The organism is Pseudoxanthomonas sp. GM95, assembly GCF_900109775.1.
Classification (GTDB): Bacteria; Pseudomonadota; Gammaproteobacteria; order Xanthomonadales; family Xanthomonadaceae; genus Pseudoxanthomonas_A.
On the sequence record NZ_FOAX01000001.1, the window covers coordinates 467,802 to 486,338 of the forward strand.

19 protein-coding genes are annotated in these 18,537 nt (G+C 68.8%); 8 read left to right on the plus strand and 11 right to left on the minus strand.

Translation table 11 applies throughout. The features are described from left to right. Positions 1–184: 184 nt before the first annotated feature. The 3 genes from BMZ17_RS02135 to BMZ17_RS02145 all read left to right on the plus strand — a co-directional run bounded on the left by BMZ17_RS02135 (position 185) and on the right by BMZ17_RS02145 (position 5,576). Positions 185–2,092 carry a M4 family metallopeptidase gene (locus BMZ17_RS02135; RefSeq protein ID WP_093134870.1) on the plus strand — a complete coding sequence of 636 codons (1,908 nt, stop codon included), beginning with the start codon at positions 185–187 and terminating at the stop codon, positions 2,090–2,092. Between the two features lie 141 nt (positions 2,093–2,233). Further along, positions 2,234–3,331 (plus strand): branched-chain amino acid aminotransferase, encoded by a 1,098-nt coding sequence (locus BMZ17_RS02140; protein WP_093137994.1) that lies wholly within the window; start codon positions 2,234–2,236, stop codon positions 3,329–3,331. Between the two features lie 478 nt (positions 3,332–3,809). After that, a complete protein-coding gene (locus BMZ17_RS02145; RefSeq protein WP_093134874.1) occupies positions 3,810–5,576 on the plus strand; it encodes a S8 family peptidase in 1,767 nt (588 codons plus the stop codon). Between the two features lie 193 nt (positions 5,577–5,769). Here BMZ17_RS02145 and BMZ17_RS02150 read toward each other — a convergent pair whose 3' ends face one another. From BMZ17_RS02150 to wrbA, 3 genes are read right to left on the minus strand one after another with little or no spacing between them, the layout of a single operon-like run. After that, positions 5,770–6,255: an asparaginase domain-containing protein gene (locus BMZ17_RS02150; RefSeq protein ID WP_093137995.1), complete on the minus strand. Its 486-nt coding sequence runs from the start codon at positions 6,253–6,255 to the stop codon at positions 5,770–5,772. A gap of 33 nt (positions 6,256–6,288) precedes the next feature. After that, positions 6,289–6,687: a DUF2069 domain-containing protein gene (locus tag BMZ17_RS02155; RefSeq protein WP_093134879.1), complete on the minus strand. Its 399-nt coding sequence runs from the start codon at positions 6,685–6,687 to the stop codon at positions 6,289–6,291. Continuing rightward, positions 6,684–7,283 (minus strand): NAD(P)H:quinone oxidoreductase, encoded by a 600-nt coding sequence (wrbA, locus tag BMZ17_RS02160; RefSeq protein WP_093134882.1) that lies wholly within the window; start codon positions 7,281–7,283, stop codon positions 6,684–6,686. Before wrbA ends, BMZ17_RS02155 begins: the two co-directional genes overlap by 4 nt. A gap of 125 nt (positions 7,284–7,408) precedes the next feature. Between wrbA and BMZ17_RS02165 the strand changes: the two genes are divergently transcribed. The 3 genes from BMZ17_RS02165 to BMZ17_RS02175 are packed head-to-tail and all read left to right on the plus strand — an operon-like array spanning position 7,409 to position 9,533. Beyond that, positions 7,409–8,686: a YihY family inner membrane protein gene (locus tag BMZ17_RS02165; RefSeq protein ID WP_093134887.1), complete on the plus strand. Its 1,278-nt coding sequence runs from the start codon at positions 7,409–7,411 to the stop codon at positions 8,684–8,686. Then, entirely contained in the window at positions 8,683–9,270 is a 588-nt protein-coding gene (locus BMZ17_RS02170) for a TlpA family protein disulfide reductase (RefSeq protein ID WP_175485452.1), read from the plus strand. Before BMZ17_RS02165 ends, BMZ17_RS02170 begins: the two co-directional genes overlap by 4 nt. After that, complete coding sequence (locus tag BMZ17_RS02175) at positions 9,267–9,533, plus strand: acylphosphatase (RefSeq protein WP_093134891.1); 267 nt, start codon at positions 9,267–9,269, stop codon at positions 9,531–9,533. Before BMZ17_RS02170 ends, BMZ17_RS02175 begins: the two co-directional genes overlap by 4 nt. A gap of 16 nt (positions 9,534–9,549) precedes the next feature. On the opposite strand, the gene BMZ17_RS02180 is transcribed toward BMZ17_RS02175, so the two are convergent. The 6 genes from BMZ17_RS02180 to BMZ17_RS02205 form a co-directional block, all read right to left on the minus strand. Continuing rightward, the gene (locus BMZ17_RS02180; RefSeq protein WP_093134896.1) at positions 9,550–10,638 is read right to left on the minus strand and encodes a glycosyltransferase; all 1,089 of its coding nucleotides are present in this window, start codon (positions 10,636–10,638) and stop codon (positions 9,550–9,552) included. Between the two features lie 130 nt (positions 10,639–10,768). After that, positions 10,769–11,554 (minus strand): polyphosphate kinase 2, encoded by a 786-nt coding sequence (gene ppk2, locus BMZ17_RS02185; RefSeq protein ID WP_093134901.1) that lies wholly within the window; start codon positions 11,552–11,554, stop codon positions 10,769–10,771. Then, positions 11,551–11,910, minus strand: coding sequence for a helix-turn-helix domain-containing protein (locus BMZ17_RS02190; protein ID WP_093134905.1), 360 nt, complete (start codon positions 11,908–11,910; stop codon positions 11,551–11,553). The genes ppk2 and BMZ17_RS02190 overlap by 4 nt, the downstream gene beginning before the upstream one ends. Before the next feature lie 6 nt (positions 11,911–11,916). Next, positions 11,917–12,435, minus strand: coding sequence for a molybdenum cofactor biosynthesis protein B (gene moaB, locus BMZ17_RS02195; RefSeq protein ID WP_093134910.1), 519 nt, complete (start codon positions 12,433–12,435; stop codon positions 11,917–11,919). A gap of 103 nt (positions 12,436–12,538) precedes the next feature. Further along, positions 12,539–13,423 carry a hypothetical protein gene (locus BMZ17_RS02200; RefSeq protein ID WP_139202778.1) on the minus strand — a complete coding sequence of 295 codons (885 nt, stop codon included), beginning with the start codon at positions 13,421–13,423 and terminating at the stop codon, positions 12,539–12,541. Positions 13,424–13,459: 36 nt separating this feature from the next. Further along, on the minus strand, positions 13,460–14,767 hold the full coding sequence (locus tag BMZ17_RS02205; protein WP_093134920.1) for a S8 family serine peptidase: 1,308 nt from the start codon (positions 14,765–14,767) through the stop codon (positions 13,460–13,462). Positions 14,768–14,852: 85 nt separating this feature from the next. On the opposite strand from BMZ17_RS02205, the gene BMZ17_RS02210 reads away from it, so the two are divergent. Together BMZ17_RS02210 and BMZ17_RS02215 are read left to right on the plus strand one after the other, a co-directional pair. Next, a complete protein-coding gene (locus BMZ17_RS02210) occupies positions 14,853–15,365 on the plus strand; it encodes an RNA polymerase sigma factor (protein ID WP_175485453.1) in 513 nt (170 codons plus the stop codon). Continuing rightward, positions 15,362–16,141: an anti-sigma factor family protein gene (locus BMZ17_RS02215; protein WP_093134923.1), complete on the plus strand. Its 780-nt coding sequence runs from the start codon at positions 15,362–15,364 to the stop codon at positions 16,139–16,141. The genes BMZ17_RS02210 and BMZ17_RS02215 overlap by 4 nt, the downstream gene beginning before the upstream one ends. Before the next feature lie 7 nt (positions 16,142–16,148). Here BMZ17_RS02215 and prfA read toward each other — a convergent pair whose 3' ends face one another. Further along, positions 16,149–17,231 (minus strand): peptide chain release factor 1, encoded by a 1,083-nt coding sequence (prfA, locus tag BMZ17_RS02220; RefSeq protein WP_093134928.1) that lies wholly within the window; start codon positions 17,229–17,231, stop codon positions 16,149–16,151. Continuing rightward, the gene (gene hemA / locus BMZ17_RS02225) at positions 17,209–18,489 is read right to left on the minus strand and encodes a glutamyl-tRNA reductase (protein WP_093134933.1); all 1,281 of its coding nucleotides are present in this window, start codon (positions 18,487–18,489) and stop codon (positions 17,209–17,211) included. The genes prfA and hemA overlap by 23 nt, the downstream gene beginning before the upstream one ends. Positions 18,490–18,537: the final 48 nt, after the last annotated feature.

Consider the following 18,537-nt stretch of genomic DNA (forward strand, 5'->3'; position numbering starts at 1 on the left):
AGAGTTGCGTGCAGACGCCCGGTCCTGCGCGCGGGCGATCGCCTGCGTGTTGGAGGAGTGCGGGCCTGCAAAAGCAGCCGGCACGACGCGTTGGCCAGCAGGGCCAGCGTGCAACTGGATGCACCGGCAACCCCCGTAGCCCGGTGCAGACCCAACATCCCATCGACGGAGAACCGCACACGTGATGTCAAACAACGGACGTTCCATCGCCCTCTGGCTCAGCCCCCTCGCCATCGCGCTTTGCGCGGCCACGGCATCGGCGGCCACGCGCACCGACCTGCACAAGCAGGATGTCACCCAGCTCAACGCGCAGTACGCGCAGGCCGTGCAATCACTGGGCGCCACGCCCGCGATCGCCGAGCGTCATGCCGAGCTGGCCGGGCTGGATCCGCGCTCCACGCTCAAGCTCATCAAGACCACCAAGGACAAGCGCGGCGCGCAGCATTACCGCTACCAGCAGGTCTACAACGGCATCCCCGTGTTCGGCGAACAGGTCATCGTCAGCGAGGACAAGAGCGGCGCGGTGCGCACGCTGTTCGGCCGTCGCATCGATGGCCTGGCCAGCGAGATTCCGCTCACCGCCACCAGCCGCGTGACCGGCCCGCAGGCGCTCTCGGCGGCCAAGACCGCGACGCTGGGCAAGCAGGCGCTGACCAAGAAGATCCAGCGCGAGAAGAGCGAGCAGATGATCTACGTCGACAGTGCCGGCAAGGCGCACGTGTCCTACGTGGTGAGCTTCTTCGCCGATGCGCCGACCGGCGGCAGCCCGACGCGCCCGGTGGTGATCATCGATGCGCAGACCGGCAAGGTGCTCAAGCAATGGGATGCGCTGGCGCATGCCGAAACCGGCACCGGCCCCGGCGGCAACGCCAAGACCGGCCAGTACGAATACGGCACCGACTTCGGCTATCTGGATGTGGCCACCAGCGGCACGACGTGCACGTTCAACAACACCAACGTCAAGACGATCAACCTCAACGGCAGCACCAGCGGCAGCACCGCGTTTTCATACACCTGCCCGCGCAACACGGTGAAGACCATCAACGGCGCGTACTCGCCGCTCAACGATGCGCATTACTTCGGCAGCGTGGTCTTCGACATGTTCAACGACTATGTCGGGCAGGCGCCGCTGACCTTCCAGCTGGAAATGCGCGTGCACTACAGCAGCAGCTACGAGAATGCGTTCTGGGACGGCACCGGCATGACCTTCGGCGATGGCGGCAGCACGTTCTATCCGCTGGTGGCGCTGGATGTGTCCTCGCATGAAATCGCCCACGGCTACACCGAGCAGAACTCCAACCTGACCTACGACGGCCAGTCCGGCGGCATCAACGAGGCGTTCTCGGACATGGCCGGCGAAGCGGCCGAGTACTTCATGAATGGCAGCAACGATTTCGACGTGGGTGCGCAGATCTTCAAGGGCACCGGCGCGCTGCGCTACATGGACAACCCGACCGCCGACGGCAGCTCGATCGACGACGCCAGCGACTACTACGACGGCCTGGACGTGCACTACTCCTCGGGCGTCTACAACAAGGCGTTCTACACGCTGGCCAAGACCTCGGGCTGGACCACCAAGACCGCGTTCCAGACCTTCGCCAAGGCCAACTCGGACTACTGGACTTCCAGCACCGATTACGACACCGGCGCCTGCGGCGTGGAAACCGCGGCCGAAGACCTGGGCTTCGACGCGGCCGATGTCACCGCTGCGTTCGCCGCGGTCGGCGTGAGCTGCGCCGGCGACGGTGGCGGAGATGATGGCGGTGGCGATGACGGCGGCACCGGCACCACGCTGAGCAATGGCGTGGCCAAGACCGGCCTGTCGGCCAGCACCGGCAGCGCGCTGAGCTACACGATGGTGATTCCCTCGGGCACCAGCAGCGTGAGCTTCGTGATGTCCGGCGGCACCGGCGATGCGGACCTGTACGTCAAGGCCGGCAGCGCGCCGACCGACAGTTCCTACGACTGCCGGCCGTACAAGTCCGGCAACGCCGAGACCTGCACGATCTCCAGCCCGACCGCCGGCACCTACTACGTGCGGCTGAAGGCCTACTCGGCGTTTTCTGGCGTAAGCATCAAGGGCACCTACTGATCGGGCCGAACAGGGGCGGTGGCTGACCACCGCGCCACGGATGGCAGGCCCCGGCATCGCGCCGGGGCCTTTTCGTTTCAGCGGCAAGCGCCGCGCGGCGCTATCCTTGCGGGGTTTTGTCACTCAGCAGGTATGTGGTCCATGTCTTCTCCGTCGCCGGCCTTCGCCATCCTGACCTCCAGCACTGCCCGCAGCGCCGCCGAGCGCGAGCAGATCCTCGCCGCCCCCGGTTTCGGCACCCGTTTTACCGACCACATGGTGGCGGTGAGCTGGAGCGCCGCCGATGGCTGGCACGACGCCCAGGTCCGCCCCTACGGTCCGCTGCAACTGGACCCAGCGGCCTCGGTGCTGCACTACGGTCAGGAGATCTTCGAGGGCATCAAGGCCTACCGTCATGAGGACGGCTCGATCTGGACCTTCCGCCCGGAATCCAACGGCGCGCGCCTGCAGCGCTCGGCCAAGCGCCTGGCGCTGCCGGAACTGCCGGTGGACCTGTTCGTCGAATCGCTGCGCCAGATGATCGCCGTGGACGGCGCCTGGGTGCCGTCGGCGCCGGAAACCAGCCTGTATTTCCGTCCCTTCATGATTGCCGACGAAGCCTTCCTGGGCGTGCGTGCGGCGCAGAAGGCCTCGTACTACGTGATCGCCAGCCCGGCCGGCCCGTACTTCACCAAGGGCGTGGCGCCGGTGTCGATCTGGCTGTCCACCGACTACGCGCGTGCGGCCAAGGGCGGCACCGGTGCGGCCAAGTGCGGCGGCAACTACGCCGCGTCGCTGCTGCCGCAGACCATCGCCCAGCAGAAGGGCTGCTCGCAGGTGCTGTTCCTGGACCCGGTGGAAGGCAAGTACATCGAGGAACTGGGCGGCATGAACGTGTTCCTGGTCTACGCCGACGGCCGCCTGGTCACCCCGGCGCTGTCGGGCAGCATCCTGGAAGGCATCACCCGCGAGAGCATCCTGCAGCTGGCCCGCGACCGCGGCATGGTCGTGGAGGAGCGCAAGGTCTCCATCGACGAATGGAAGCAGGGCGTGGCCGATGGCACGATTTCCGAGGTGTTCGCCTGCGGCACCGCGGCGGTGGTCACCCCGATCGGTGAGCTGAAGGGCGAGGGCTTTGCCGTCGGCAGCCCGGACGCGCCGGCCGGCGAAGTCACCATGTCCCTGCGCAAGGAGCTGACCGACATTCAGTACGGTCGCCTGCCGGACCGCCACGGCTGGCTGGTGCGCCTGGACGCCTGAGTCCAGGCCGGGCGCTCCGGCGTCCACATTTCGATCCCGCGACGCCCGGCCATTGCCGGGCGTCTTGCGTTTTGGGCGATCGAAGGCCTGCCATGGCCGATGCGTGGCTTGCCGCGACACGCTACGGCCATCGTCTGTCACGGATGCGCAAATTCGGTGCTGCAGCTGCGAAAAATAACGAATAAATAACGAATAGACCGTGTTCAGCCGCTTGAAACGCGTAGCTGGAAGCGGTTCAACCGGTGACAGACTTCGCGAATCGGAATGCTTCTGACACATTGCGTCACAAATTGACGCAAAACCCGCGCCTGGCGCGTCGGCGCTCGGTTAGTTTCCGGTCAGGTTCGGTGCAACGCCGGACCGGATTCCCCCGGAGATCGCAGCCGCCAGACATACACAACAGCCCCCGACCCGTCGTGGGCGATCGCCGGGTATTCCCGCAAGAAGCGGGATCACATCATCTGAAGAGGGAAGTTCGATGTCCGATGTTTCCAAGCGTCGTTTGCGCCTGCATTCGCTGGCTGCCGCCACGGTGGTCGCGTTGTCCGCACTGAGCGCAGCCCCGGCCATGGCCGCGGGGCGGGTGAACCTGAGTGGCCTGCAATCCCCCGAGCAGCACAGCTTCGACCGTTTCATCGTCAAGTACCTCGACAACAGCACGCCGCAGACCAGCACCGCGGCGCTGACCCAATCCCTGTCCACTGCCGCCCGCGCCGTCCCGCAGGCGCAGGGCCGTGCGCTGGGGATCCAGCGCCTGCGCCGTACGGCGGTGGGTTCGGATGTGGTGGTGGCCAATCGCAAGCTGGACCGCGTCGAGGCCGAGACCCTGATGCGCCAGATCGCCGCCGACCCGAACGTGGACTACGTCGAGGTCGACAAACTCAACCACGCCTACCTCACGCCCAACGACACCAACTTCTCCCAGCAGTGGGACCTGGGCACCGGCGTGGGCGGCATGTACGCGACCACGGCGTGGGACGTGACCAACGGCGCCGGCGCGGTGGTGGCGGTGCTCGATACCGGCATCACCTCGCACTCGGACCTCAACGCCAACGTGCTGCCGGGCTACGACTTCATCATCGATACCTTCGTCTCCAACGACGGCAACGGCCGTGACAGCAATCCGTCCGATCCGGGCGATGCGTATGCGGCCAACGAATGCGGCAGCGGCATCCCCGCCTCCAGCTCCAGCTGGCATGGCACCCACGTGGCCGGCACGATCGCCGCGGTCACCAACAACGGCAAGGGCGTGGCGGGCATCGCCTACGGCGCCAAGGTCGTGCCGGTGCGCGTGCTGGGCAAGTGCGGCGGCTACGACTCGGACATCGCCGACGCCATCATCTGGGCCTCCGGCGGCACCGTCAGCGGTGTGCCGGCCAATGCCAACCCGGCCGAAGCGATCAACCTGAGCCTGGGCGGCGCCGGCGCATGCGGCAGCACCACGCAGGCGGCCATCAACGGCGCGGTCGCGCGCGGCACCACGCTGGTGATCGCCGCGGGCAACGACAACACCAATGTCTCCAACGCCAGCCCCGCCAACTGCAACAACGTTATCGCCGTGGGCGCCACCACCAGCACCGGCGCGCGCGCCAGCTATTCCAACTACGGATCGCTGGTGGATATCGCCGCGCCGGGCTCGGGCATCCTGTCCACGCTGAACTCCGGCACCACCTCGCCGGGTTCGGAAACCTACGCCTCCTACAGCGGCACCTCGATGGCCACCCCGCACGTGGCCGCGGTCGTGGCGCTGATGCAGTCGGTGGCCAATCCGGCGCTGACCCCGGCGCAGGTGGAGTCGATCCTCAAGAGCACCGCGCGGGCATTCCCGTCCACGCCGTCGCAGTCGATCGGCGCCGGCATCCTGCAGGCACGCGCGGCGGTGGACGCGGCCAAGGCCGGCGGCAGCACCGGCGGTGGTGGCGATACCGGCGGCACCACGCTGGCCAACAACGTGGCCAAGACGGGCCTTGCGGCCAGCACCGGCAGTTCGGTCAGCTACACGATGACCGTCCCGGCCGGCGCCAAGAACCTGAGCTTCGCCATCTCCGGCGGCAGCGGCGATGCGGACCTGTACGTGAAGTTCGGCAGCGCGCCGACCGACACCAGCTACGCCTGCCGTCCGTACAAGTCGGGCAATGCCGAAACCTGCAGCTTCGCCACGCCCTCGGCCGGCACCTACTACGTGCGGGTCAAGGCGTACTCCACTTTCTCCGGCGTCTCGCTGACCGGCAAGTACACGCCGTAAGCCCATCCCGCAACACGGTTTCGCAAGGTCGCGCAGCGGATGCGCTGGGCACGGACCGCCCGCCTTGCCTCATGGACGAACGCAGGTCACGACCCGCCGGGCAGGGAGCCTGGCGGGTCGTTTTGTTTTGACGTGCGGACAAAGAAAAACCCCGGCCAGGCCGGGGTTTTCCATCTCCAGATCGCGCGGGCGATCAGGCCGCTTCGAAACGGTTGGCCGCCACGTTCTTGCGCACCTTGGTCGGGTCCCAGATGCGGCCGTTCATGGCGATCCATACGCCGTTGGGCGCCGACTGCACCGCGCCGACCGCACAGCCGATGTTGAACTCCGCATCCGAGCCGCGGAAACCGGCCGGGTTGAGCGCGCCGGTCAGCACGATGGTGCGGTCTTCGAGCGAGGACAGCGCCTGCGCGGTGGCGACCATCGAGTCGGTGCCGTGGGTGATCAGCACGTGGCGCGCGGGCTGGGCGGCGATGGTGGCGCGCAGCAGTTCGCGGTCGGCGTCGGTGATGTGCAGCGAATCCTTGCGGATGATCGGGATCACCGTGAAGCGGAACGCCACGCCCAGCGCCTTGAGGATGCTGCCGATCTGGGGTTCGCCGACCTGGTAGTCGGACTTGTCGTCGAAATAGATCTTGTCGATGGTGCCGCCGGTGGTGACCACCAGCAGTTCGTCCATCGGCTTGGTTTCAATGCTCACGGGAATGGCCCATCACTGCGCGGAATCGTCGGGCGCTGATTTTACGCGTGTCGGCGCCGCAGCCCCAGCCTGGCGCTTGCGGCCCAGCTTGGCGCGCAGCCCGGTCCAGTTGGCGGCGAAGATCACCGTCAGCGCCAAGACCAGCTCGATCCAGCCGTACAGGCGCACCTCCGGGTGCGTCCAGGCCGTCATCACCCCATGGCTGAACCAGCCCAGCCCGAGCACACCAGTCCAGAATGCCGCCAGCCGCGAGCCCAGGCGTGCGCCGATGGCCAGCACCAGCGGTGGCAGGGTGAACACCAGCAGCGTGGCCAGGTAATGGCGGTCGTCGCGGAACCACCAGCCGAACAGCGCCGACAGCGCCAACAGGCCGATGGCCAGCAGCGGGCGCGGGGTGCGCGGCGCGCTCATCGGTGGGCGTCCAGGCGACGGGCGATCTCGGCCAGGCGCCGGCCCAGGGCGCGGGCGAGCACGGCCTCTTCCTCGCTGGGCTGTGGATCGTCCTCGCCGCCGGCGACATGGCTGGCGCCGTAGGGCGTGCCGCCGGTCCTGGTCGTGCTGAGCAGGGGCTCGGTATACGGAAGGCCGACGATCACGCAGCCGTGGTGCAGCAGCGGCACCTGCATCGACAGCAGGGTCGATTCCTGGCCGCCGTGCTGGGTGGCGGTGGAGGTGAACACCGACGCGGGCTTGCCCACCAGGGCGCCGCTGGCCCACTCGGCGCCGAGCGAATCGATGAAGAACTTCATCGGCGCGGCCATGTTGCCGAAGCGGGTCGGGCTGCCCACGGCCAGGCCGATGCAGTCGGCCAGATCCTGCTTGTCCACGTACGGTGCGCCGTCTTCGGGCACTGGCGGGGCGCGGGTCTCGGTCACTGCGGCCACCGGCGGCACCGTGCGCAGGCGCGCGGACATGCCCTCGACCTCGCCGATGCCGCGCGCGATCTGTCGCGCCAGCTTGGCCACCGAGCCGCCGCGGCTGTAGTACAGGACCAGGATCTCGGGCATCGACACGCACTCCGGCAACGCTGAAAAGGGCGCCAGTATCGACGCTGGCCGCGTGCCTGTCGCCTGCGTGCAGCGCCGGGGCGCATGACGGGCGGCGCTGGGCGCTTGGGTTAACCTTGGCCGCGATGTCCCTGGCCACGACCTTCCAGCGCTGGAACCAGAACGCACGCGACCGTGCGCGGGTGACGGCGTTCTCGCAGTTCCTGCTCAAGCGCTTCTGGGACGACCGCCTGTTCCAGACCGCGGCGTCGCTGGCCTACACCACGATGTTCGCGCTGGTGCCGCTGGCGATGGTGGTATTCGGCGTGCTGTCGGCGTTTCCCGGCTTCAGCCAGTGGAGCGATTCGCTGAGTGACTACGTGTTCTCCAACTTCGTGCCAAGCGCCGCGCGCGCGGCCGAAGGCTATCTGAAGGAGTTCTCGGCCAGCGCACGCGACCTGACGGTGGCCGGCGTGATCGCGCTGGTGATCTCGCTACTGATCACGCTCAACAGCGTGGAGTCGGCGTTCAACCAGATCTGGCGCGTGTCCGGCTCGCGGCCGCGGTTGGGGCGCTTCCTGATGTACTGGACGGTGTTGACGTTGGGTGCGCTGCTGTCGGCCGCGTCGCTGGCGATCACGGCCAAAGTGTTCGCGTTGCCGCTGTTCAAGACCCAGGAGGGCCGCCAGGTCGCCTCGGTGGCGCTGTCGCTGGCGCCGGTGTTCATCGAGCTGTGCGCGATCGCGGTGATCTACCGCGTGGTGCCGCATCGCTCGATCCACTGGCGCTACGCTTTCGCCGGCGCGCTGCTGGCGACGATCGGCCTGGAGCTGGTGAAGTGGGGCATGGGCCTGTACCTGAGCAGCTTCAACTCGTACACGCGCGTGTACGGCGCGGTGGCCGTGGCGCCGATCCTGATGTTGTGGATCTACCTGAGCTGGATTTCGATCCTGCTCGGTGCGTCGCTCGCCGCATCGATGTCGGCCTTCCGCTACCAGCCCGAATCGATGCGGTTGCCGCCGGGCTTCGAGATCTATGGCCTGTTGCGATTGCTGGGCCGGTTCCACGAGGCACGCCAGCAAGGCCACGGCCTCAGCGATGACCGCATCCTGCAGTTGGAGCCGATGCTGACCGACTCGCTGGTGCAGGAATTCCTCGACAAGCTCTCGCGCATTAGCCTGCTGCGCTGTACCGACACGGGCGAGTGGATGCTGGCCCGCGACCTGGACAGCATCTCGCTGTCCGAACTGTATGAAGCCTGCCAGCTGCGCATTCCCATCGCCGAGGCGCATTTGCCGTGCCAGGACGATGCGCTGGGCGTCGCCGCGCGCGAAGCCCTGGACCGCATCCGCCTGCCGGTGCGCGACCTGATGCGCCCGCGCGCCGGCACCATCTATCACCTGCTTCCGGAGTCACCGCCTTGAAGATCGTTCGTCCGCTGTTGCCCGTCGCCGGCGTCGCGCTGGCCTGCCTGCTGTTCACTGCCTGCAAGGGGAACGAGAACGAAGCCATCTCCGCGCCGCCGGCCTCCACGCCGGCCGCAGCCATCACCCAGTCGCAGCCGGCGCAGACCCCGGCCGCGCCCGATGCGCCGGTGGCGCTCAAGCTGGCCACCGTCGACGGCGGCAGCTTCGACACCGCCGAGCACCGCGGCAAATGGCTGGTGGTGAACTTCTGGGCGACCTGGTGCCATCCCTGCCTGGCCGAAATGCCCGAGCTGTCGGCCATGGCCACCCGGCGCAAGGACATCGACGTGGTTGGCCTGGCCTACGACGACATCGAGCCGGCCGCGCTGAAGACCTTCGTTGAAGCGCATCCGGTCAGCTACCCGATCGCGCAGGTCGACGTGTACGACCCGCCGAAGGTGTTCGAAGCGCCGACCGGGCTGCCGACGACCTACCTGCTGGATCCGCAGGGCAAGATCGCCAAGCGCTTCGTCGGCCCGGTCACGCCGGCCGAGATCGAGCAGGCAGTCGACGCGGGCGGCAAGGCTGCCGGCATGCCATGAGCGCAGCGCGCTTCCTGGTGAGTGGGCGGGTGCAGGGTGTGTTCTTTCGCACTTCGACCAAACAGGAGGCATTGGCGCTGGGCCTTCATGGCAGTGCGCGCAACCTGCCTGACGGACGCGTCGAGGTGATCGTCGGCGGTGACGCCGCGGCGATCGACACGCTGGCGCAGTGGCTGCAGCACGGGCCGCCGATGGCCGACGTTGAAGCGGTCCAGCGCAGTGCGTGGGACGGCGAGGTGTCGACGGGGTTTACGACCGCCTGACGCGGTGGCGCCGCGTTTATTCGACCGACGAGCCCGGCATCAGGGCGGCCGCCATCCGCGCCAAGCGTCGTGGTGCCGGCACGCGACGGCCGGTGTCCAGCGCCGGCTGCAGGGCCTGCGACAGGCGCAGAGGGAAGCCTGCATCGTTATCGACGAAGAACTGGCGCGCGGCGGCGCCCATCGATGCACAGGTTTCTGGCGGCAGCGCCAACGCGCGTTCGACTGCGTCTTCGATCCCGGCCACGTCCACGCGATAGCGCGTGCCCAGCGCCATCGGGCGCTCGCCGGCCGGCTGCAGCAGGATCCCGCGCTCGGGCGTGACCAGCTCGTTCATCGGCTCGCCGTCGGTGGTGATCACGACCGCGCCCGTGCTCAACGCCTCGACCAGGTAATGGCCGAAGCCCTCGGCCTCGGACGGGCACAGGTGGAAGGCATGGGTGTTCTGCAGCTGGCGCAGCTGCGCATCGTCCAGGTAACCCAGGCGATGGTCGATGTTGGGCGCCTCGACCTTCGGCACGTCGCGCGACTGCACCACGGTCAGCGTCGGCCACTCGGGATGGCGCAGCCAGGCTTGCATCACCGCATCGGTGCCCTTGGCGGTGCTGCGGCCGGCCACGTGCAGGAACGCGCGCTGGCGCGGCACGCCGGCGGTGTAGCGGTCCTCGCTGGTGAAACCGATATAACGGGTGTTGCAGCCCAGCGCGGAAAACACGCGCTCGGCATTGCGGGTCTTGCACAGCACGCGCTCGAACTGCGGCAGCAGCGGCAGCCACTTGTCCAGCATCCACTCGGGGTTGGGGATCAGCACGTTGCGGTGCGCCGCCGGCAGCACGCCACGGTAGATGCGCTCTAGGAAAATCTGCGTATCGACGCGACCGCTGGCGACGGCCTTCAGGCGGGTGCCGGCCTGGACCAGGTTGTTCACCAAGCGCGTGCCGCCGAAAGTCAGCGCCTCGCTCTGAATCTGGTTGCCGCGCAAGGCGCGCGCCACGATGTCCAGGTCACGGCGTAGCCCCACGCCGTTGTCACGGGTGATCAGGCGGACGCGTCCAGGTGCGTGCAGCGGCGACGTTGAAGCGGAAACAGGCGGGGTGAGCAGGGCCATGATGACGTCTGGCACGGTGGGGGCGTGCCGTGAAAAGGGAATAATGCAAGGTTGGCATTCAATCGTCATCACCCGATGCCGAGGGGTGTCATGAGGTGTTCAGTGCCGGGACCGCGGTCTCACTGACGTTTCAGTCGGTGTCACTCTTGTCGGGAATCGGCTTCAGCAGGTCGAAGCTCTCATGCAGCGGACCGTGGCCCAGCTTCTTCAGTTTGAGCGGGGTTTCCGGCACTGAGGTGTCGGGCAGGCGCGAGAGCAGGTCGCGGATCAGGGTCAGGCGGCCGCGCTTCTGATCATTGAAATTCACCAGCGTCCACGGCGCGTGGTGGCTGTGGGTCGCCGCCAGCATGGCCTCGCGGGCCTGGGTGTAATCGTCGTACTTGGCGCGCGCCTGCAGGTCTACCGGCGAAAGCTTCCAGCGCTTGAGCGGGTCGTCCAGGCGCTCGGCGAAGCGCGCTTCCTGCTCCTTCTGGTCCACGGTCAGCCAGTACTTGAACAGCAGGATGCCGTCATCGACCAGCAGCTGTTCAAAGATCGGCGCCTGCTGCAGGAAGGCGGTGTATTCGTCGCCGGTGCAATAGCCCATGACCTTTTCCACGCCGGCGCGGTTGTACCAGCTGCGGTCCATCAGCAGCAGCTCGCCGGCGGCGGGTAGATGCGAGATATAGCGCTGGAAATACCACTGCGTGGCTTCGCGATCGCTGGGCTTGGGCAGCGCAAGCACCTTGCACTGGCGCGGGTTGAGGTGCTCGCGGATCGCGTCGATGCTGCCGCCCTTGCCGGCGGTATCGCGGCCTTCGAAGATCACCACCACGCGGTGGCCGGTCTTGGCCAGCCAGCGGGCCATCGACACCAGCTGCAGCTGCAGCGGTTCCAGCCTGGCCTGGTAATCCTTGCGCTTGAGGGGTTTGCTCACGGCAGTTCCTTGTTGGCGGTGCGACGTCGGCGGGCGCGGGTGTCGGCCATGCCGCGGGCGACTTCGATCAATGCGCCCTGCTGGCGCGGGCTGAGGCTGCGATAGGCGGTGAGCAGGTCCGATTCGCCGCGGGTGCGGGCCGGGTCGAGCTGGGTGGCCAGTTCGGACAGCAGCGCGCCTGCGGGAATTCCCAGCGTACGGGCCAGCGCGATGAGCTGTTCGCGGCCCGGGAGTTTTTCCCCGGCCATCCAGGCCCGCACGGTGGCGGCGCCGACGCGTGGAATCGCGGCGGCCAGGTCGGCGGCGCTCAGGCCACTGCTGCGCGCCAGCAGGCGCAGCGTGGAATCCAGCGCCACGCCGGCTTATTCCTTCAGCCGTGGCCGCAGCGTGGCCAGGTTGCAGGGGCGGGTGCGGGCGTCGAGCTGGGCGCTGATGATCTTTTCCCAGGCCGTGGTGCAGGCCGAGGTCGAGCCCGGCAGGCAGAACACGAAGGTCTGGTTGGCCAGCCCGGCAAAGGCGCGCGATTGGAGCGACGAGGTGCCGATCTCCTCCACGCTGACCGCGCGGAACAGTTCGCCGAAGCCCGGCATCTGCTTGTCCAGCAGCGGGGCGATGGCCTCGGGTGTGGAATCGCGGCCGGTGAAGCCGGTGCCGCCGGTGATCAGCACACCGTCCACTTCGTCATCGGCGATCCACGCCGCGACGATGGCGCGCATCCGGTAGATGTCGTCCTTCACCAGGGTGCGGTCGTGCAGAAGGTGGCCGGCGTCGGTGGTGACCTGCACCAGGTAGTCGCCGGAGGTGTCATTGGCCAGGGTGCGGGTGTCAGAGACGGTCAACACGCACAGGCGCAGCGGGATCAGGGAATCGGCATGGCTCATGCGGCCAGCCTAAGCGCTGCGCCGTGACGCTTCAACGAAGGCGCGCACGACAAGGCGTCGACACCCTTGAAGGGCGCCGGCGCCGGTGGTCACGACGATGCGCTTACGGCTGGGTGCTGGAGCTGGCAGCCGAACCGTTGGCCGAACCGCCGACCGAGGCATTTACGCCATTGCGCGACGCGCCCGCACTGGCATTGCCGGTGGCCGCGCCATTGCCGCTGGTGTTGCCCAGCGCGCCGTTGCCCGACGCGGTGCCCGAGGCCGAACCGCTGCCGTTGCTGGCCGACGCGGCCGAGGCGGCATCACGGGCCTGCGAGGTCACGTTCGAGGCGGCCGTGCCGGCCTGGCTTGCGGCATTGCTCGCGCCGCTGCGGGCCTGGGTGGCGGCGTTCTGCGCGCCATCACGCACGCGGCCGGCGGCGGTGCGGGCACCGGTCACGGCGTTGCTGGCGCCCGAGCGGGCGGCATCATCCGCCTGGCTGGCGGTGGACTGGGCCGCGCCGGTCACGCCGGTGGTGTCGACACTAGCCGAACCCGCGCCCTGGCCGGCGCCGCTCAGCGCGCCGGTCACATCGCCGTTGCTGGTGCTGCCGGTTGCATTACCGGTGCCGCTGGCATCGCCGGTGACCGAGGCGGCCGAACGCGCGGTGTCAGCGGTCGAGCCGACCGTGCTGCCCAGCGTGCCGGCCTGCGACTGCGCGGCGGCCGTGGTGCTGGCGGCCTTGTTGGCGGCGCGCTGGCGGGCACGCTCAGTGCGCGCGCGGGCCTGTTCCAGGCGCTGGCTGCCCATATTGCGGGTGCTGTCGATGGTGCTGCCGATTCCGCTGGTGGGGTTGCCGACGCCGCCCAGCTGGCCGCCGATATTGCCCGTGCCGCCGATGGCACCGCCGACCTGGCCGCCCAGCCCGCTCAGTGCCTGCGCGCTGGCGCCGGTGCTGGCCAGGGCGATCACGGCGGCGGTGGCCCACATCAGAGTGGTGTGACGCATGAGTGTCTCCTCGTTGGCACGGAACATCCGCTGCCTTCAAAGAGGACTACGCGTGGCCGTTTGGGTTTCTTCCCGAGCGCTGGAGGCTGTTGTGCGCCGTTCATCGACACGGCCCGGCACCAGGCCGCGCCCGTAGATGATGTCCACGCCGGGTTTGCCCAGATCCACGGCCTGCGCCGAGAGGCTGGCCAGCAGCGCGTCGGTGTCCTGTCCGTCAGTGAACGCTTGGGCGGCGAGCGCGGCCACGCGTGGCGCGGCGAAAGAGGTGCCGCGTACCTTCTGGAATTTGCCGCCCGGCGCGGCCACCTGGACATCGATGCCCAGTGCGGCCAGGTCGACCTGCGGACCGCGGCCGGCTTCGGGCAACACGCGATCGCGCGGGTCCACGCCGGTCACGCCGATCACGTTCGGATACGCGGCCGGGAACAGCGGCGGCGCAGCCGGCCCGTCGTTGCCGACCGCGGCCACGATCACCATGCCGCGCGCGCTGGCCGCGGCGATGGCCTGCTTGAGCAAGGCGTTGTCCGGCCCAACAAGGCTCACGTTGACCACCTGCACCTGCTGTTGCGCCATCCACGCCAGTGCCTTGGCCAGGCCCAGCGCGTTGCCGCCGGTGGGCGCGCCGCAATAGACATCGGCCGCCAACAGCTGGGTGCCGGATTGCGCGTGCTGGCCATCGCCGACCAGCAACGAGGCCACGGCGGTGCCGTGCAGGTCCGGATGCGGCGCGTCGTCGCAGCCCCAACGCTGCACGCGCGCGCCGCGCAGCGCGGGATGGCTGGCATCGACGCCGCTATCGACCAGGCCGACGCGCCAGCCGCCGGTCGACGTGCTCGTCTTGCTGGAAGACGTCGCCTGCGTGGCCGCACCCGCACCGCCGCCCGAATACAGATGGTCATAGTCGTAGCTGCCGCCCGGATCGAGCGCGCGCAGCTTGTCCACGGCTTGGCGCGTGGACAGCCCAGCCGGCGCGCGCAGGCTTACGGTCTCCAGGCCCAGTCCTTCCAGCGGCTGCGATGGCCCGGCGCTGAAGCCGGCATCGCGCGCATGCTGCAGCGCTTCGGCCGAGGGCGCCACTGCGACCACTTCGCCACGCACCACCACGTTGTCATTGGCATCGGTATCCAGCACGTCGCGGTGCGCGCGCAGCTGTTTCTGCAGGCCCAGCGTGCGCGCCTGGGTCAGGGTGCGATCCAGCGTGGCCGTCGTATCGTGGACGAGCGGGTCGACTGTCTGTCCCAGCGCCTGGGTCAGCGGCTGGGTGGCCGGCAGGCGCAGCTGCGCGTGGGCCGGCGCGGCGCCCAACAGCAGCGCGCACGCAAGCGCGGCGGCCTGCGCTAGCATCGCGCCGCCGCTCCCATGCCTTGCTGGTGTCAACGATGTCGTGCCCGCCATGGAAGCAATGTGGCTTCCCGAACGTATATCCCTCATGAAGCACGATGCGGCGACACCAGACTTCCGCCAGGCGCTGTGCGAGCGGCTGCCGCAACTGCGCCGTTACGCCCGCAACCTGACCGGCACGCCCCACGATGCCGACGACCTGCTGCAGGTGGCCGCCGAACGCGCCCTGGCGCGGGCCGGGCAGTGGGATCCGCAACAGCCGATCGGTCCGTGGCTGTACCGGATCGTGCGCAACGCTTGGATCGATGAAGTCCGCGCGCGGCGACGCGGCCATGAAATCTTCGCCGACGCCGAGTTGGGCGAACGGGTCGGCGTGGCGGCAATGGAGGCCACGGTGGTGCGGATGTCGGTGGAGGCGGCCATGGCACGCCTGCCCGAGGAACAGCGCAGCGCCATCGCGCTGGTGCTGGTGGAAGGGCTGGCCTACCGCGAGGCTGCCGAGGTGCTGGAGATTCCGATCGGCACCCTGACCAGCCGCCTGGCGCGCGGCCGCGACGCCCTGCAACAGCTGCTGGGCGACGAACCTGGAGAAGCGACATGAACATCGACGACGCCACCCTGATGGCCTACCTGGACGGCGAACTGGATGCCGAGGGCGTCGCGCAGGTCGATGCCGCGCTGGCCAACGACCCGGAACTGGCCGCGCGCATTGCGCGTCAGCAGCGGCTGGATGCACGGCTGCGCGGTGCGCATGCCAAGGCGGCCGAAGAAGCCGTGCCCGATGCGCTGATGCAGCTGGTGCTGGGCACGGGCGCGGCGGCGTCTGCTAACGAATCAATCGCGGAGGCATCGGCGCCGGTGGCCGAACCGCAGGCGAACGTGGTGAGCAACGTCGTCGCCCTTCCGCCCCACAAGCGCGCGCGTACCGTGGTGACGCATTTGAGTGCGCTGGCGGCAGGCATCGTGCTGGCCGTGCTCACGCTGCCGTGGTTGCGTGGCGGCGCCGGCGGTGCGGATTGGGAACAGGGGGCGAACGGCCTGCAGGCGCGTGGCGCGCTGGCCGCGGCGCTGGACGGTCAGCTGGCGGCCGATCCGGCCGGCAAGGTGCAGGTGGCGTTGAGTTTCCGCGACCAGGCCGGCCAGTACTGCCGCGCTTTCCGGCTGGCGTCGGCGAAGACCGCCGGCTTGGCTTGCCACGACGCGCAGGGCTGGTCGCTGCCGGTGCTCGCCCATGACGGCGAAAGTGCGCAGGGCGAACTGCGCCAGGCCGCATCGCCATTGCCGGCGGCGGTCCTGGAGGCCGTGGATGCGCGCATCGCGGGCGATACGCTCGATGCCGGCGGCGAACAGGCCGCGCGCACCGCCGGCTGGCGCTGACGCCGGCTCAGCCTTCGGACAGGCGCGCCAGTTCGTCGACCTGGTGTTCGTGCATGAGTCGGCCGATCAGGTCGTCCATGCCGCCTTCGATGATGTTGGGCAGGTCGTACAGGGTGAGGCCTTCGACGCGGTGGTCGGTGATCCGGCCCTGCGGGAAGTTGTAGGTGCGGATGCGCTGGCTGCGGTCGCCGCTGCCGACCTGCAGCTTGCGGGTTTCGGCTTCGGCCGCGGCCTGCTTGCTGCGCTCGGCGTCGAGCAGCTGCGCCTTGAGCCGCTTCATCGCCTTGTCGCGGTTGGCGTGCTGGCTGCGCTCGGTCTGGCACTCGACCACCGTGCCGGTGGGCACATGGGTGATGCGGATCGCCGAATCGGTCTTGTTGACGTGCTGGCCGCCCGCGCCCGAGGAGCGGAACGTGTCGACCCGCAGGTCCGCCGGGTTGATCGCGATCTCCTCGACCTCGTCGGCCTCGGGAATGATCGCCACGGTCGCGGCCGAGGTGTGGATGCGGCCCTGCGATTCGGTCGCCGGCACGCGTTGCACGCGATGGGTCCCCGATTCGAACTTCAGCCGCGAGAACGCGCCGCGCCCGACCACGCGCGCAACCACTTCCTTGTAGCCGCCATGCTCGCCGGGCGAATCGGATTCGACCTCGACCTTCCAGCCCTGGCGCTCGGCGTAGCGCGCATACATGCGGAACAGGTCGCCGGCGAAAATCGCGGCCTCGTCACCACCGGTGCCGGCGCGCACTTCCAGGAACAGGTTGCCGTCGTCGCGCGCATCGCGCGGGATCAGCAGCAGCGACAGCGCTTCGTCCAGCTCGGCCAGCCGCGCCTGCGCAGCGGCGACTTCTTCGTCGGCCAGTTCGCGCAGCTCCGGGTCGTCGCGCATCGCCAGCGCCGCGGCCAGATCGTCCTGCGCGCGCGCTTCCTCGGCCATGGCCGTGGCGATCGGTTCGAGCTGGGCGAACTCGCGCGACATGTCGCGAAAGCGCGTGTTGTCGGCCACCACTGATGGATCGGCGAGCAGGCGTTCGAGTTCTTCGCGACGCTCGGCCAGCGCCTCCAGCTTACGGCGCAGGGTCGGCGTCATCGGGCAACTTGGCGTGCGAGTAGGGCGCCTTGGCCGGGAACATCCGATCGGCTGCGCGGGTGAGTTCGGTATCGCCGCTCAAAGCCGCTTCGCGCAAGGCCGCGGTTGGCGGATGCAGCAGGCGGTTGGTCAGCGTGTGGGCGAGGAATTCCAGCACCTCGGCCGGGTCGCGGCCGTTGGCCAGCTGCGCCTGGGCCTTGTCCAGCACGTCCTGGCGGGTGCTGTCGCCGTAAGCACGCAGGCGCTTGAGCGGCTCCTGGCGGCTGCCGGCCTGCAGGGTTTCGACGAAACGCGCGACCTGCACGTCGATGATCGCTTCGGCTTCGTCGGCCGCTTCGCGGCGGCCGCGGCGGTTGTCTTCGACCGCGCGTTCCAGGTCGTCGACGGTGTAGAGATAGGCGTCGTCCAGCTCGGCGACGCTGGCCTCGATGTCGCGCGGCACGGCCAGGTCGAACAGCATCATCGGCTTGTGCTTGCGGCGGCGCAGGGCGTCGGTCACGTGCATGCGGGTGATGATCGGCTCGCGCGCGGCGGTGGCCGAGAACACCACGTCCGCATCGGCCAGGTGGCGGTCCAGCTCGGTCAGCGGCAGGGCGACGCCGCCGTGGCGGCTGGCCAGCTCCTGCGCGTGGCCCAGGGTGCGGTTGGCGATCAACAGGCGGCGGACCTTGCCTTCGCTCAGGTGCTTGGCGGCCAGCTCGATGGTCTCGCCGGCGCCGACCAGCAGCACGGTCGAATCGCTCAGGCGCGCGAACGAGTTCTGCGCCAGGCGCACGGCGGTGGAGGCCACCGAAATCGGATTCGCCCCTACGCGCGTATCGGTGCGGGCGCGCTTGGCTACCGCGAACGCCTGCTGGAACAGCCGGTCCAGGCCGCTGCCCAGCGCCTGATGCTCACGCGCCAGCGCCCACGCGTCCTTCACCTGGCCCAGGATTTGCGGTTCGCCCAGCACCATCGAGTCCAGCCCGGTGGCGACGCGGAACAGGTGGCGCACGGCCTCGGCATCGCGATGGCGATACAGATACGCGTCCAGGCCTTCGCCATGCGTGGCCAGCCATTGCACCAGCGGGGTGGCGTCATCGGCCACCGCATACAGCTCGGTGCGGTTGCAGGTGGACAGCAGCGCCGCCTCGCTGACCTGCGGCAAATCACGCAGCGCGCCCAGCGCCTGCGGCAGCGCATCGCCGGCAAAAGCCACCCGTTCGCGCAGGTTGACCGGCGCGGTCTGGTGGTTCAGTCCGAGGACCCACAACGTCATTTTTCGGGGCTTGCGCTAAGCTGCTGGCAGTCTGTTGCCCGCCATTTT